This is a genomic window from Clostridium weizhouense (assembly GCF_019431045.1).
In the GTDB taxonomy this organism is placed as follows: Bacteria; Bacillota; Clostridia; order Clostridiales; family Clostridiaceae; genus Clostridium; species Clostridium weizhouense.
In genome coordinates this window covers 174823-191283 of sequence record NZ_JAHXPT010000009.1, presented here as the reverse complement: position 1 = coordinate 191283, position 16461 = coordinate 174823, and the positions used below count along the sequence as shown (strand labels likewise).

General features: G+C 26.9%; 13 protein-coding genes and 1 other annotated feature. Of the genes, 1 reads left to right on the top strand and 12 read right to left on the bottom strand.

The genetic code is table 11. The annotated features are described in order from the left end of the window. Nucleotides 1-99 precede the first annotated feature (99 nt). From KYD98_RS12130 to cls, 12 genes are all read right to left on the bottom strand, one after another. Nucleotides 100-933, bottom strand: coding sequence for a prephenate dehydrogenase (locus KYD98_RS12130; RefSeq protein ID WP_219780302.1), 834 nt, complete (start codon nucleotides 931-933; stop codon nucleotides 100-102). Between the two features lie 20 nt (nucleotides 934-953). After that, nucleotides 954-1967 (bottom strand): 3-deoxy-7-phosphoheptulonate synthase, encoded by a 1014-nt coding sequence (aroF, locus tag KYD98_RS12125; protein WP_219780301.1) that lies wholly within the window; start codon nucleotides 1965-1967, stop codon nucleotides 954-956. A gap of 178 nt (nucleotides 1968-2145) precedes the next feature. After that, complete coding sequence (locus KYD98_RS12120; protein ID WP_219780300.1) at nucleotides 2146-2655, bottom strand: shikimate kinase; 510 nt, start codon at nucleotides 2653-2655, stop codon at nucleotides 2146-2148. 12 nt (nucleotides 2656-2667) lie between these two features. Beyond that, on the bottom strand, nucleotides 2668-3480 hold the full coding sequence (gene aroE / locus KYD98_RS12115) for a shikimate dehydrogenase (RefSeq protein WP_219780299.1): 813 nt from the start codon (nucleotides 3478-3480) through the stop codon (nucleotides 2668-2670). Between the two features lie 124 nt (nucleotides 3481-3604). Beyond that, nucleotides 3605-4738, bottom strand: coding sequence for a prephenate dehydratase (pheA, locus tag KYD98_RS12110; RefSeq protein ID WP_219780298.1), 1134 nt, complete (start codon nucleotides 4736-4738; stop codon nucleotides 3605-3607). Nucleotides 4739-4918: 180 nt separating this feature from the next. Further along, complete coding sequence (aroC, locus tag KYD98_RS12105) at nucleotides 4919-5992, bottom strand: chorismate synthase (RefSeq protein WP_219780297.1); 1074 nt, start codon at nucleotides 5990-5992, stop codon at nucleotides 4919-4921. After that, the gene (gene aroA / locus KYD98_RS12100) at nucleotides 5970-7271 is read right to left on the bottom strand and encodes a 3-phosphoshikimate 1-carboxyvinyltransferase (RefSeq protein ID WP_219780296.1); all 1302 of its coding nucleotides are present in this window, start codon (nucleotides 7269-7271) and stop codon (nucleotides 5970-5972) included. The genes aroC and aroA overlap by 23 nt, the downstream gene beginning before the upstream one ends. Nucleotides 7272-7295: 24 nt before the next feature. Next, on the bottom strand, nucleotides 7296-8348 hold the full coding sequence (aroB, locus tag KYD98_RS12095) for a 3-dehydroquinate synthase (protein ID WP_219780295.1): 1053 nt from the start codon (nucleotides 8346-8348) through the stop codon (nucleotides 7296-7298). 15 nt (nucleotides 8349-8363) lie between these two features. Beyond that, nucleotides 8364-9377, bottom strand: coding sequence for a 3-deoxy-7-phosphoheptulonate synthase (gene aroF, locus KYD98_RS12090; RefSeq protein ID WP_219780294.1), 1014 nt, complete (start codon nucleotides 9375-9377; stop codon nucleotides 8364-8366). A 147-nt stretch (nucleotides 9378-9524) separates the two neighbouring features. Further along, nucleotides 9525-9659 (bottom strand): hypothetical protein, encoded by a 135-nt coding sequence (locus KYD98_RS18245; RefSeq protein ID WP_258049797.1) that lies wholly within the window; start codon nucleotides 9657-9659, stop codon nucleotides 9525-9527. A 467-nt stretch (nucleotides 9660-10126) separates the two neighbouring features. Further along, complete coding sequence (locus tag KYD98_RS12085; RefSeq protein ID WP_219780293.1) at nucleotides 10127-11302, bottom strand: MFS transporter; 1176 nt, start codon at nucleotides 11300-11302, stop codon at nucleotides 10127-10129. Between the two features lie 496 nt (nucleotides 11303-11798). Then, nucleotides 11799-13232, bottom strand: coding sequence for a cardiolipin synthase (cls, locus tag KYD98_RS12080; protein ID WP_219780292.1), 1434 nt, complete (start codon nucleotides 13230-13232; stop codon nucleotides 11799-11801). Nucleotides 13233-13582: 350 nt separating this feature from the next. Next, nucleotides 13583-13835 (top strand) — a binding site (T-box leader). A gap of 153 nt (nucleotides 13836-13988) precedes the next feature. On the opposite strand from cls, the gene leuS reads away from it, so the two are divergent. Continuing rightward, nucleotides 13989-16439 carry a leucine--tRNA ligase gene (leuS, locus tag KYD98_RS12075; protein ID WP_219780291.1) on the top strand — a complete coding sequence of 817 codons (2451 nt, stop codon included), beginning with the start codon at nucleotides 13989-13991 and terminating at the stop codon, nucleotides 16437-16439. Nucleotides 16440-16461: the final 22 nt, after the last annotated feature.

Sequence of the window (16461 nt, the reverse complement as noted above, 5' to 3'; positions counted from 1 at the left end):
GCACTCTCTCGAATGCTGGTTATATTACAACCTTGAATTTAATTATTTTTCTTGTCTACTTGACAAGGGATGTATCAAAATGCGATAGCCCTATTATGTCTATAATTTTTCACGCCTCTTAGTTGATTTTATAAATAATTTTTTCAAGGATTCTTTATCCTCATCTCTTATAGCATCTTTTAATTTATCTAGTTCTATTTCAAATGACTCTATACACTTTAATAAATTTTCTTTATTTCCTAAGAAAAGTTCACTCCATAAATTTTCGTTTATGTTAGCTATTCTAGTTAAATCTCTATAACTATCCCCAATGAAACTTCCCGTATCTCTTCCTTCTATATCACTATTAATTAAAGCTACAGCTAAAGCATGAGGAAGCTGACTTGTAAAACCTATCATCTCATCATGATATTCTGGAGTTATTCTTTTAACTCTTTTAAAACCTATTTTATAAGCTAAACTTTCTATAAGTTTTAAATTTTCTTCTTTATTTCTCTTAATAGGGGTTAAAATATAGTTTGCTCCTTTAAACACATCATTTGTAGCAAAATCTATCCCTTTTTTCTCCCTTCCAGCCATAGGATGACCAAAAATAAAATCTATATTTTCTGGAAGTACATCTATTATATCTTGAATAAACATTTTTTTAATACCAGTAGCATCAGTAATTATTGCTCCATCTTTAAAATTATCTATGTTGCTTATAATAAACTGCTTAACAAGCTTAGGATAGATTGAAATTACAACTAAATCTGCTGTTTTTAAAATTTCTTTTCCATCAACAAAGCCATCTTTTATTAATTGAAGATTTTTAGCTTTTATTAATGTTTCTCTATCTACATCTATCCCATAAACATCTTCATAACCACATTCTTTCAATGCCATCGCAAATGAACCACCAATAACTCCAAGACCAACCACTACTACTCTCATATTCTTTCACCTTAAGAAGCTTAAACTTCTTTACCTTCCATCTCAGCTACTATTTTAACTTTATCCATTAAAGTTTTAAATTCTTCTGGTCTAATTGATTGTTGGCCATCACTTAATGCATTTTCTGGATCATTATGAACTTCTATCATAAGTCCATCCGCACCTGCTATAACTGAGGCTTTAGCCATAGGTTCTACTAAGTAAGCATATCCACCAGCATGACTTGGATCAATAATAATAGGTAGATGAGATAACTTTTTAATAGCTGGAACCGCTTGTAAATCTAAAGTATTTCTAGTGTAAGTCTCAAATGTTCTAATTCCTCTTTCACAAAGAATTACATTTTCATTTCCTTCAGACATTATATATTCAGCTGACATAAGCCATTCTTCTATTGTTGCAGATAATCCTCTTTTTAATAAAATAGGTGTATTAGTTCTTCCAATTTGTTTTAATAAGTCAAAATTTTGCATATTTCTAGCACCTATTTGTATAACATCTACATCCTCAACAAACTTATCTATATAATCTGTAGACATAAGTTCAGTCACTATTGGAAGACCTGTTTCCTGTTTTGCAGTTTTTAATAATTCTAGTCCATCAAGCTCTAATCCTTGGAAACTGTAAGGTGAAGTTCTAGGCTTAAATGCTCCTCCTCTTAAGAAATTTGCTCCTGCATTTTTTACCTTCTTTGCAATTTCAACAATTTGTTCTTCACTTTCAACAGAGCATGGCCCTGCTATTATTCCTAAATTTTTTCCTCCAATAATTGAGTTTTGAACTTTTACCACAGTATTCTCTGGCTTAAATAATCTATTAGCTTTCTTAAAAGGTTCTTGAACCTTTACCACTTTATCTACACCTGAAAAGGCTAATAATTTTTTAGGGTCTATTATAGATGTATCACCTATTACCCCTAATATATAATTAGTAGCTCCTTTAGATAAATTAATTTCTAGTCCCTTAGACTCTACTATCGCCTTTACTTTTCTTACCTCAGTTTCAGTTGATTTTGGTTTCATAACAATTATCATTTTTAATTCCTCCTATACTTCTTAAGTCACATTTCAAAAATAATAAATCAATATACATTTGAGCTATTATCTTCTTTCCTGTACCTAAATCTTTTAAAATTTCTACTATTCTACTGTTCTACATTATAAAATTATTTTTATTTAAGTATATATTAAAATATTTATTTAAAACATAATCTTAATCTAAATTAATATTTTCATTTATTATATCTTTAAATTTAATTATTACGTCTTCTATGTTACCATCATTTAGAATAATTTCATCTGCTGCTTTTTTATAAAGCTCATACCTTTGCTCATATAGTTTTAATAACTTTTCTTTTCCTTCTTTTAAAAGTGGTCTTTTAGATATATCTATATCTGAAATAATTTTTTCAATAGGTCTATCAAGAAAAATTATTAAAGCCTCTTCTTTTAAAATATCAATATTTATATTCCTTTTTATAATTCCTCCACCTGTAGAAATTAATATATTATTATATCTTACAAGTTGCCTACAGGCTAGTGTTTCTTTATTCCTAAAGTGATTTTCTCCTTTTTCAAAAAGCTCACTAATAGTTTTAGATGTCATATTTTCAATATATTCATCCATATCATAAAATTTCATTGATAATTCTTCTGCTAACATTCTTCCAATAGTTGTTTTACCACACCCTGGCATACCTATAATAACTATTCTATTCTTCATAATGCAACCTCTCTATTTAAAGTGTTTATCAATATATAAATTTACTTGATTTGTTATTTCATCGCTTATAGATATATCATTCCAAATTTCTTCTGATTTAATAGCTTGACCAATTAACATTTCAAGTCCTCCACAAACTTTTTTATTTAGTTTTTTTCCTATCTTTAAAAACTCAGTTTCTTTTGGATTGTATATCAGGTCAATTAGTGTATCAAAATTATTAATAATAGTTTCACCCACAACTGATACATCAACTTTAGGATGCATTCCTAAAGGAGTAGTATTTATTAAAATACTTCCTTTTATATTATCAATTTCTGAATAAGTCATATATTCAACTCTTGAATCTTCATATTCAGGATTAACTTTTTTGTTTCTAGATACTAAATATATCTTTTTTATTTCCTTATCTAATAATAAAGTAATGACAGCTTTAGATGCTCCTCCACTTCCGAGTACCATAGCAGTTTCACCTTTGGTTTTAATATTATTTTTAATTAATATACTTTCAAAACCATAATAATCTGTATTATATCCATACAATTTATTATCCTTTAATAAAATAGTATTCACTGCTTTTATTTTTTCTGCTTGTGGTGATACATAATCTAAATATTTTATAACTTCTTCTTTATAAGGAATCGTTACATTTGTTCCTTTTATTTTCAGAACTCTTAAGCCATCTATAAATTTTTCTAAATCTTTCTTCTCTACTTCAAACTTCTTATAAGCAGCTTCAATTCCCAATAAATAAAAAATTTTATTATTAATCATTGGTGAAATAGTATGTGGTAACTTTTCTCCTAATACTCCATAAAACTCCAAAGGACTCACCCCTAACAATATTTAATTTTTGTCTATATTTTAAGCTATTATTGATATTTTAGTATAATGGCAAACTAGCATTGAAATTTGCTTTATTCTACAATATCAATATTTAAAATATTGATCACTCTTTTCTATAAGCTCCTAAAAGCTTAAAGTATGCACTACTTTGCTCAATTAATGCTAACGCTTTAGTTACTTCTTCATTAAATAGATTTCCTTCAAAATCAACATATAAAAAGTACTTCCAAGGCCCTTGCTTCATTGGTCTTGATTCTATTTTTATCATATTTATATTATTTTCTGCAAAATATCTTAATAATTTATATAATGTTCCTGCCTTATCTTCAAGTGAAAATACTACACTTACTTTATCTGCATTTTTATCTTTTCTAAGTTCTTTTCCTATAATTATAAACCTTGTAAAATTTTCATCTTGATTATTTATATTAGCTGAAAGTACTTCTAAACCATATATTTCTGCAACTCTTTTGCTTGCAATAGCAGCCTTTGAGTTATCATTTAAATCTTTAATTAATTTAGCACTTGTTGCTGTACTATGGAAAGGACTTAACTTCCAATCTGAATTTTTTTTTAAAAATTCAGATGTTTGTTTAAATCCTTGTGGATGAGAATATACTTCTTTTATTTCATCTACTGTTGTTCCTTTAATACCAAGTAAATTTTGATTTATTTTTATACAAACTTCTCCTGTTATATAAAATCCATACTTATATAAAAAATCATAAACATCTGAAATAGCGCCAGTTGAAGAATTTTCTATAGGAAGTACTCCATAACGAATATCCCCTTTTTGAACTGCTAAAAATACATCTTCAAATTCTTCATAAGCCTTTGCGTTATTTTTCTTTCCAAAATATTTAATCATAGCCTCTTCTGTAAAAGAACCTTTTACACCATAAAATCCAATACTATCTTTAATTTTAATATTCTCTTCTTCTATATCTAAATCTTTTTCTAATTCTTCCTCATTTATTTTTCTAACTTGAAGCTCTCTTGAAGTTTTCATTAATCTATAAAAAAAGGTTCTTGTTTCTTCAAGATAATCTTTATTTTTAAGATGCTTTAAATTTTTTTCAACTACTTGCTCTTCTCTTTGCTTATTAAAAACAGGTAAGTTATTTTTCTTTTTATATTCTCCAATTTTAAGAACTACATCCATTCTCTTTTCAAATAATTCTATGATCTCTTTGTCTATTTCATCTATACTCTTTCTATAATCATCTAATCCTTCCATCTCCCGCTCTCCCCTTATTATTAATTTACAATTTACAGTTAACAATAAATAATTGTGCTTGAAAACCTTAAAACTTTTTAAAATAATATATTTTAAAACATAATCTAAAATTTAAATAAGAATTTTCCACTTAACTATCCACATTCTATTCTTAACCATTATATGTTTAATTTCCTATATTTAAAGTATTAAATCAAGCAATCCAATCGCTGCTACACTCTCAATTACAGGTACAGCTCTTTGAACTATACATGGATCATGTCTTCCTTCAATTTTAAGACTTTCATCCTTCTTTTCAGATATATTTATACTTTTTTGCTCTTTTGCTATTGATGGCGTCGGTTTTATAACTGTTTTAAATAATATTGGCATTCCATTTGTGATTCCGCCTAGAATTCCACCATTATTATTAGTATATGTCTTTACCTCTTCCCTATCATAATAATATTCATCATTACACTCTGATCCTCTAAGAGAAGCCATTTCAAATCCTTTTCCAAATTCTACCCCTTTAACTGCAGGTACTGAAAATAATAAATGTGCTAATGTAGATTCTACTGAATCAAAGAACGGATCCCCTATTCCAGCTTGTATTCCTATAATTCCACATTCAATTATTCCTCCAACTGAATCTCCATCTTTTTTTGCCTCAAGTATTTCATTTCTCATTTTTTCTTCATTATCTTTAATTAATAAAGGTAATTCTTCATTTCTTAATTCAGATATAATATCTTTATTTAACTTTACTTCACTAAAATCTTTATCTTCAACTTTTCCTATTCTTTTAACATGAGAAGTAACGTATATATCTTTGCTTTCTAAAATCTGCTTACATATGGAACCTGCAAATACCAAAGGTGCTGTAATTCTTCCAGAAAAATGTCCTCCACCTCTATAATCATTAAATCCATTATATCTAATATTTCCACTATAATCTGCATGGCCTGGCCTCATTACACTTTTAAGTTTTCCATAATCCTTTGAGTGCATATCTGAATTTCTAATAATCGCACATAATGGAGTTCCTGTTGTCTTCCCTTCAAAAAAACCACTAAGTATTTCAGGTTTATCACTTTCTTTTCTAGCTGTAGAAAGTTTACTTTTTCCTGGTGCTCTTCTTGACATTTCTTCTAATATGTTTTCCATATTTATTTCAAATCCTGTTGGAAGTCCATCTATTGTAATGCCTATTGCATTACCATGAGATTCACCAAATATTGATATCTTTAATTTATTTCCCCACATTCCACTCATCAAACTTTCCTCCCAACACTTTAAAATCATCAAAGAATTTTGGATATGATTTTGAAACACATTCATAATCTTCAAGAATAATAGGTTCTTCACATACTGTAGATGCTATAGCTAAAGTCATTGCTATTCTATGGTCTTTGTGGCTCCATACATTAGTTCCACCTTTTAATTTTTTAACCCCATTAATTATTAATCCATCTTCTTTTTCTGTTATATTAGCTCCTAGTTTATTTAATTCGCTTCTAACAGCAGTTAATCTATCACATTCTTTAATTCTTAATCTTCCAGCATTTATTATCTCAGTTGTTCCTTCACTTAAACTTGCAGCTAAAGAAATTACAGGTATTATATCTGGACATTGAGAGGCATCAATTATAGTCGACTTTAGGTTTCTATCTGTTTTGCCTAATATACCATCACTATATTTAATTAATTTCATACCCATTCTTTCCAATATATCTATAACTTCCTTATCACCTTGAAGTGAATCTAATTTTAAACCATCTATAATTATATTGTTTGAAAGTACATCCCCTACTAAAAAGAAGGCAGCTTGTGAGTAGTCTCCTTCAACCCTATAATTTCTACTCTTATATGTTTGATTTCCCATTATTTCAAAACTCTTATAATCATTATTTATAATTTCAATTCCAAAATCCCTCATAGCACTTAAAGTTAAATCAATATAACCCTTAGATTCTAATTCTGTGGTTATTATAATTTTTGAATCTCCATCTAAAAGTGGAAGTGCAAATAATAATCCTGTTATAAATTGAGAACTTATATTGCCCTTTAATTCAAATTCCCCAGGTTTAAGTTTCCCTTCAGTATTTAAATCAAGAGTATCTTTACTATAACAATATTTTATATCTTGCTTATCAAATATATCATAATATGTGTCTAATGGCCTTTTACCTAAATTACCTCTTCCAATAAATCTATTACACCCTTCAAATAAAGCTGCAATAGGAACTAAAAATCTTAATGTCGATCCTGATTCATTACAATCAATAACCCTTTGATACTCTATATTTTTTTGTCCTTGTTCTGATTTTAACCCTATGATCTCAAGATGATCTTCATTTTTAGTTATTTTAGCTCCTAGTGAAACCATAGCATTTATAGTTGCAATAATATCATCCGAATAATCTATATTTTCTATCTTACTTACTCCATCCCCTAAAGCTGCACAAATCACTGCTCTATGAGCCATACTTTTAGATGGTGGTATGGTAACTTTTCCTTTTAACTTAGTAGGATGCAGTTTTAAATTCCCCATTCTCTCACCTCACAATTAATCATTTTAATCAAAAAATTCTATATTAGTATTCTCTAAAATTGACTTTCCTATTTCATTAAGTAGTATAACCTTAAGAGTATTATTAATATTTTTCTTATCTAAAGATATTGTTTCTAATATTTCATCACTATTTTTGATATCAACACTATATGGAAGAGAATACTGAATTAGTATATCTTTAAGTTCATCTGATGTTCCTATTTTAGTAATTCCCTTTTCTTCTGCTATCTTTGTTATTTCATACATTCCTATTCCAACAGCTTCCCCGTGACTATATTTATTAAAATTATAGTAAGTTTCTATCGCATGCCCTAAAGTGTGACCAAAATTTAATAACATTCTTTCACCTTTATCTTTTTCATCATTCTCCACAACAATTCTTTTAATATCACAACATATATAAATAATTTCTTCTATATTTTTCATAACTTCTTTCTTAGTTTTATAACTTTTTAACTTATAAAAGAAATCTTTGTTTTTGATACATCCATATTTAATAACTTCCGCCATACCATCTCTAAAAAATCTATCACTTAATGTATTTAAAACATCTGGATCAATTAAAACTACTTTAGGATGATAAAAACTACCAACTAAATTTTTTCCTCTTTCTAAATCTACTGCAACCTTACCACCAACACTACTATCCACTTGTGCAAGTAATGATGTAGGAATTTGAACAAAATCTACGCCTCTTAAAAAGGTTGAAGCTGCAAATCCTCCAAGATCACCTATCACACCGCCACCAAGCGTTATAATAAGATCACTTCTTGTTAATTTAAAATCTAAAAATTCATTATATATACTAGGTAGAGTATTAAAAGATTTAGTTTCCTCTCCCGGCTTTAATACCATTACCTTAACATCATAGCCACCCTTAATTAATGATTCCTTTACCCTATCCCCATAATGAAAATTCACATTTTCATCAGTTAATACAAAAATCTTCTTTCCTTTATAAATCTTTGCTATCTCTTTATTAATCTCATCTATTAACCCTTTTTTAATTATAATAGAATAACTCTTCTCCTTTAAATCAACAACCAAATCTCTCATTTTAATACTCCTTATTTATATCTCTCTTCCTACTGCTTTTGCGATTAATTTTAGTTCTTCAAATAATTTTTCATAATTATTTGGTGTTATTGATTGTGGGCCATCACATAATGCATTTGCTGGATCATTATGTACCTCTATAATAAGACCATCTGCACCAACTGCAATTGCTGCTTTAGCTAAAGGTTCTACCATCCAGTACTTTCCTGTTGCATGGCTTGGATCAACAACAACTGGTAAATGACTTAATTTTTTAAGAGCAGGTATTGCACTTAAATCTAACGTATTTCTAGTATATGTTTCAAATGTTCTTATTCCTCTTTCACAAAGAATTACATTTTCATTTCCACCAGCCATAATATATTCAGCACTCATCAATAATTCTTCAATAGTTGCAGACAACCCTCTTTTTAAAAGGATAGGTTTATTTATTCTTCCTAATTCTCTAAGTAAATCAAAATTTTGCATATTTCTAGCTCCAACTTGAATCACATCAACATTATCATTAAATACTTCTATATCATAAGGAGACATAATTTCTGTAACTATCGGAAGACCAGTATTCTCTCTTGCCTTTTTTAAAAGATCTAAACCTTCATATTTTAACCCTTGGAATGCGTATGGTGAAGTTCTTGGTTTAAATGCTCCTCCTCTTAAAAAATTTGCCCCTATTTTTTTTACATCTTTAGCTATTTCAGTTATTTGCTCTTCACTTTCAACTGAACAAGGACCTGCAATCATAGCAATTTTATTTCCACCTATCTTTGCTCCATTTATATCAACTATTGTAGGTTCTGGATGAAACATTCTATTAGCTTTTTTAAAAGGTTCTTGTACATGCATTACTTTTTCAACTATTTCATTTGCTTCAAGCTTTGATTTATCAATCTTGCTTGTATCACCAATCAACCCAAGTATACTTATATCTGTTCCTATTACAGGATTAACTTTAACTCCTTCATTTTCTAACGCTTTTGTTAATTTAACTATTTTTTCTTGTTCTGTTTTTTGTTTTAATATTATTATCATTTTTTATTGCCCCCTTAAATATCATTATTTTTTATTATTTTTATAAAGAGTAAAAAAAATAGAGCTCATAATGAGCTCTATCAAATATCAAACTTTTAATTAGTAAATTTTAGAATTTAAAATTTAGATATCAAATTGTTATATAATTCAATCACCCATTAAAGATATATTATTCAGTTTTTTGCAAAATAAATAGCCAGCGCTAAAATAAAAGCCCCAGAACATAAAATAGAAAAAGCTATAAAATTTTGCTACAACTGTTTTTATAATATCTTTATTCATGATTTCCTCCTATTACAACATTTTAATTCAAAACTCTATTTTTAAACATTTATTATATTTTAAACCACTTTAATTATTTTAACTATGATAAGCAAAAATAATTAATATTATAAATTATTAATTTTTAATCAGTAATTTAATCTTGTTAACATTATAACAACCTGAAATAATTTGTCAATATTTATTATTACTTTTATATAAATTTATTTTAAATTTTATCAATCTGTTTATTTTTTCTATTTAAAATCCTATCTTAACTCAATATTTATATTTTAATATTATTAAAATGGAATTCACACAAAATAATTAGAAATATGAAGAAAAATAACGAGTCCAAAATGCCCTGATTATTTTTCATTAAACTTTAATGATATGTAAGTTAAAAAAATTATAAGTCTAAATTAAATTTCAATTTTAGACTTATAATTTTATATATTTATTAAATTATTTTATGATTGTGATTAATTCTAATTTTCGTTTAAAATATCCATCAATTCTTCATTCTCAGGAAGGATTTTTAATGATATTAATGCAGAAAATAATATAATTGAAAATGCTACTAAGTACATTATTCTATATCCAAAATTAACTTGAATTGTACTAAATATCTGAGGATATACAAAGTTAGCGCCTGCTGATCCTAATACATTAACAAATGAAAATATTTCTCCTACTAATTCCTCTTCAAAAATTTTTCTAATATATTTAAATAAGAAAGTTAAATAAACTGCAAACATCGTTCCATGTAATTGATCTCCTAATACAACTAAAGGTATATATCCTGTTGAAAATAACAATATTTTTATTCCTGCTATAACAAAAGCCAAAATTAAATATTTCTTAGGACTACCTTTTTTAAAATATTTTGTAACAACTATAAATGATAAAAACTCAATGAAAACTCTAAGTCCTATAGATTTACTATAAATATTGTTGGCTATAATATTATTTCCTGTTAAGTCTATTAAGTAAGTTGAATAAGCAAATTCTATTGCATTATAAGTACCAATAGCTAAAATATTAATCATTCCAAGAATTAATACATTTTTATTTTTTAATATAGTGATTAATTTTACTTTTTTTCTATTTTCTTTTAATTTAATATTTTTAAATTTAGTTGTTATCATAAATATAGTTATGCCTATCATCAAAATCCCTAATAAATGTATTGTTCTAAATCCATATTTTGAAATTAAAACTCCACTTAAAAATACTATACAACCAAATCCAATCGATCCCCATTTTCTTATTTCAGAATATTCAATGTCTTGTTTAACTGATAATTCTTCAACATATACTTCATATATTGGCATAATTGTTAATATTAAAATCCCATACAAAATTGCAAATAAATATATTGTATTTTTGTTTATGAACATTAAAAGTATAATCATTAAAATTAATATAGATAAATGAGTAATTATAAATTTCTTTTTATTTTCAGTCCTGGAAAGTCTATTAACTAAAAATGGTTGTGCAAAAATTGCAAATAATGCTCCTATTGAAACCACTTGTCCAATTTCGGTTAATGATAATCCTATTGATTGATTTAAATAGGGAACATAAAAAGTTGTTATTATGCTAAATACTCCAAATATTATGTAAGTTGTTATAGAATAATAAAATTTTATTTTTTTATTCATATGTAATACTCCTATTTTTTTAAATTTAACACTTTAATATATATATTCTAATTAAGTTAATACATTTATATTTTTCAATCTAATTTTTATAAAAAATATAAACATTTATTAATAGTATTTAATGAGAAATTTATTAGAAGTATATAATAAATTTCTTAGTATACTAGTTAAAGCATAATCAAAAAAAAAAAAAATAACAAGTTCATATGCCTAATTAATGAATAAACTTTCTTAGAACTTATATGTATTTTTAAATGTTAGTATAATAATTCTAAACTATATTTTAATATTAATCTATGTTTTAAATATATAATATGCTTTAAATAAATATTAACGTTATAAGATAGATACACATATTCTTAATTTTAAATGAAGTAATCTACAGCTAAATAATTAGAAATCTTTATGTAATTAAAAAATCCTAAGTCTAAACTGAAATTAAATTCTCTCTAAACTTAGGATTCTATATTTAAAAAATATTATTCTAACAAAATTATTATAATATTGGTGATAATAATCTTATTAAAGATTCTTTTATTCTAAGATAAACACTTCTATTCGAATGAGATTCTATTGTTATTTCATCTGAAAATTCAATATCCTTCATAAACTGATCTTCGATTTTTTTAGCTATCATCTCATCATATATAAATGCATTTACCTCAAAATTTAATTTAAAACTTCTTATATCCATATTAGCTGTTCCTACAGATGATACAGCACTATCTGCAACAATTGTTTTAGCATGAATAAATCCATTGTTATAATAATACACTTTTATTCCTGCATTTAATAACTCACCTATATATGAACTAGCTGCCCATTGCATGAAAAAGTGATCAGGATTTCCTGGAATAATTATTCTAACATCAACACCAGATAAAGCAGATATTTTTAATGCTTCAAGTATAGGTATATCTGGAACTAAATAAGGTGTTTCCAAATATACATTATCTTTAGCATTATTAATAAGTTTTATATAACCATTTTTTATATATTCTTCTTCATGATCTGGCCCACTTGTTACAATCTGTATTCCTGTATCTCCAATATAAGACTCTGGTTCTGATAAATATTTCTCATAATCATCTATTTTTTCTGCTGAAGCATAACACCAGTCTAATAAAAATCGTTCATTTAAAGAATTTACTGCTTCTCCATGTATTCTGACATGCGTATCTCTCCAAAACCCAATTTTCCCATCTTTATTTACATATTCTTTTCCAACATTAAATCCACCAACATAACCATATTTACCATCAATAACAACTATTTTTCTATGATTTCTATAATTTATACGAGTATTTATATGAGGTAAAATTCCTGGAAAAAATATTGAAAATTTTCCTCCAGCATCTAAATACTTCTTAACAGCTCTCTTTGTTAAAGTATGTGATCCCATACTATCAGCTAATAGTCTAACTTCAACTCCACTTTTAGCTTTTTTAGTAAGTTCTTCTACTATAATTTTTCCTAAACAATCATTACGAAAAATATAATACTCTACATGAATATATTTCTCAGCATTTTTAATGTCTTCTATTAATTGCTTAAATTTATCTTCTCCACTAAAGTATAAATCTACATCATTATTAGTAGTATATTGTGCTCCTGAATGATTAAAATTCATCTTTCTTAAATCAAAAAATCTTTCTCCTCCATCATGATAATTAGTGTTGGCCATATATTTACTATTTATATTTTTTCTCTTTATTTCATCAATCTGTGTTTTTTCCTTAAATATTTTTTGTCTACTTAAATTTTGGCCTAATAAAAGATATAATACAAATCCCAAACCCGGTAACATTATAAATATTAATAACCATGCCCATGTTGTTGTAGGATCTTTTCTTTCAAAAAATATTAATGATAAAGAAAATATAATATTTAATATCAAAAAAATTACACCTAAACCAAATAGTATGTTCACTCTATCTCATCTCTTTTCTCTACGTTAATTTTTTAAATGAAATTATAAAACTTCATTTTTAACACTTAAAGCATATCACCATAAAATAACAAATCAAATGAGCGTTGTATATTTTGTGTCAGACAAGGAAGTAAATTTAGTTAATAGCGAGAGCTAAATTTACTGACGCAGTATCATTTAAAATAGACGAGCATACTTGATCTATTTTTTGAATGTGCCTAAATTCAAAGTGCCTTACTATATTGTATCATGATGTACTAAAATTTGATTATATATTTTACACAAATTTAACTTTCTTGACTTTTTTATATTCTTTAATATATAATTATTTAAAATATAATTTAATATTAATATTAACTATGAATAGGAGTAGTAATATTGTCTATATCTTGAAGAGAGCTATTGGTTGGTGAAAAATAGTGATATAAATATATGAACTTGCCTAGGAGTTTACTTGCTAAAACAAGTACGGTAATTCCGTTATAATATCGAGTGAGAAAAATTAATTATCTTTTAGTATTATATACTATTAATCAATATGCTATTATATTTAATTTTTCTAATAAGAGTGGTACCACGGAAGTTATACTTTTCGTCTCTTAAATTGAGATGAAGGGTTTTTTTTTATAATTAATTATATTTAATTTCAATAATTTGCTATGTTTTAAATAAAGGTTAATATTGTGGTGTAGACTATACTATTGACTATATATTAAAACATAATTACCAATTAACTAAGAGGAGGATTAATATAAAATGTCAAATTACGGAACATCTATCGATAAAAAATGGCAAGATAAATGGGAACATGATCAAACTTATAAGTTTGATTCTAGTAAATTAGATAAAAAGCTATATACACTTGAAATGTTTTCATATCCATCAGGAGCTCAATTACATGCAGGTCACTGGTTTAACTATGGTCCAGTAGATTCATGGGCTAGACTTAAAAGAATGCAAGGATATAATGTATTTCAACCAATGGGCTTTGATGCATTCGGATTACCTGCTGAAAATTATGCAATAAAAACTGGTATACATCCCCAAGATTCAACTATAAAAAATATAGCAAAAATGGAAGAACAATTAAAAGCTATGGGCGCTATGTTTAACTGGGAAAATGAAGTTGTAACTTGTATGCCTGATTATTATAAATGGACTCAATGGCTATTCTTAAAATTATATGAAAAAGGATTAGCTTATAGAAAAAAAGCTCCAGTTAACTGGTGTCCATCTTGTAATACAGTTTTAGCTAATGAGCAAGTAGTTGAGGGCTGCTGTGAAAGATGTGATTCTGAAGTTCAAAAGAAAGATTTAACTCAATGGTTCTTCAAAATAACTGATTATGCTGATGAATTACTTGATAAATTAGATGACTTAGATTGGCCTGAAAAAACTAAGTCTATGCAAAAACACTGGATTGGAAGATCATACGGTGCACAAGTTACTTTTAAAGTTAAAGACTCAGATTTAAAATTTGATGTATTTACAACAAGAGTTGATACTTTAAATGGAGTAACTTATGTGGTTCTTGCACCTGAAAATAAATTAGTTGATAAGTTAACAATTCCAGAATATAAAGAAGCTATTGAAGAATATAAAGAAGCTGCTTCTAAACAGTCTGAAATTGAAAGACAATCATCATCAAAAGAAAAGACAGGAGTCTTCACTGGTTCATATGCTATAAATCCTATAAACGGTAAAGTGGTTCCTATTTGGATTTCTGATTATGTATTAGCTACATATGGTACTGGTTGTGTTATGGCTGTTCCAGCTCATGATGAAAGAGACTTTGCTTTTGCAACTAAATTTAATTTACCAATTGAAAGAGTTATAACTGATAAAGGTAATACTACTCCAGAACTTCCTTACTGCGAACATGGTGTGCTTGTTAATTCAGGAAAATTTGATGGTTTAACAACTGCTGAAGCAAAAATTAAAATTGTTGAAGAGTTAGAAAAAGATTCTTTAGGTGAAATGAAAGTAAATTATAGATTAAGAGACTGGTTAGTGTCAAGACAAAGATATTGGGGAGCTCCTATTCCAGTTATTTATTGTGAAAAATGTGGAACTGTTCCAGTACCTGAAAAAGATCTTCCAGTTGAACTTCCTTACAATGTTGAATTTACACCAGACGGTAAATCACCATTAAGTAAATGTGAAGAATTTATAAATACTACATGTCCTCATTGTGGAGGTCATGCTAAAAGAGAAGCTGATACTTTAGATACATTTGTATGTTCATCTTGGTACTATTTAAGATATCCTGATAACAGAAATACAGATGCACCTTTTGATTCTGAATTAATTAATAAGATGCTTCCAGTAGATAAATATGTTGGTGGACCTGAACATGCTTGTATGCATTTATTATATGCTAGATTTATAAATAAAGCTCTAAGAGATATGGGATATTTAAATTTTGATGAACCATTCTTAAGCTTAACTCACCAAGGATTAATCTTAGGACCAGATGGATTAAAAATGAGTAAATCAAAAGGAAATACTATTTCTCCTGATGATTATATTAAAGAATATGGTGCTGACGTATTTAGAATGTACCTAATGTTTGGTTTTGGATATACTGAAGGTGGAGCATGGAGTGATGATGGTATAAAATCTGTTGGTAGATTTGTTGATAGAATTGAAAGAATATTAGAAAATTCTAGAACAGTTCTTGAATCTACTGAAAATGTTAAAAATACAATCGATAGTCCTGAAAAAGAATTAAACTTCTGGAAACATACTGCTATAAAAGGTGTTACTGAAGATGGAGATAAAATGCAATTTAATACTGCAATAGCAAGACTTATGGAACTTGTAAATGCATTTAATAAATATCTTCAAGAAAAAGTTAAGAATCCAAGTTTCTTAAAAGAAACTATAGTTGATTTCTTAAAATTATTAGCACCATTTGCACCACACTTTACTGAAGAACAATGGAGTTTAATTGGAAATACTACAACAATCTTTAATGAAAAGTGGCCTGAATTTGATCCTTCAGCTTTAGTTAAAGATGAAATTGAAATTGCTATTCAAATAAATGGTAAGATTAAAGCTAAGATAAATATACCTTCTAACTTAACTGAAGAACAAATAAAAGAAGCTTCTTTATCAAATGAAACAATTAAAGAAAATACAAATGGTAAAAATATTGTTAAAGTAATTGTTATAAAAGGAAGACTTGTTAATATAGTGGTTAAATAATAAAAAGGTGGCTCTAAAGCCA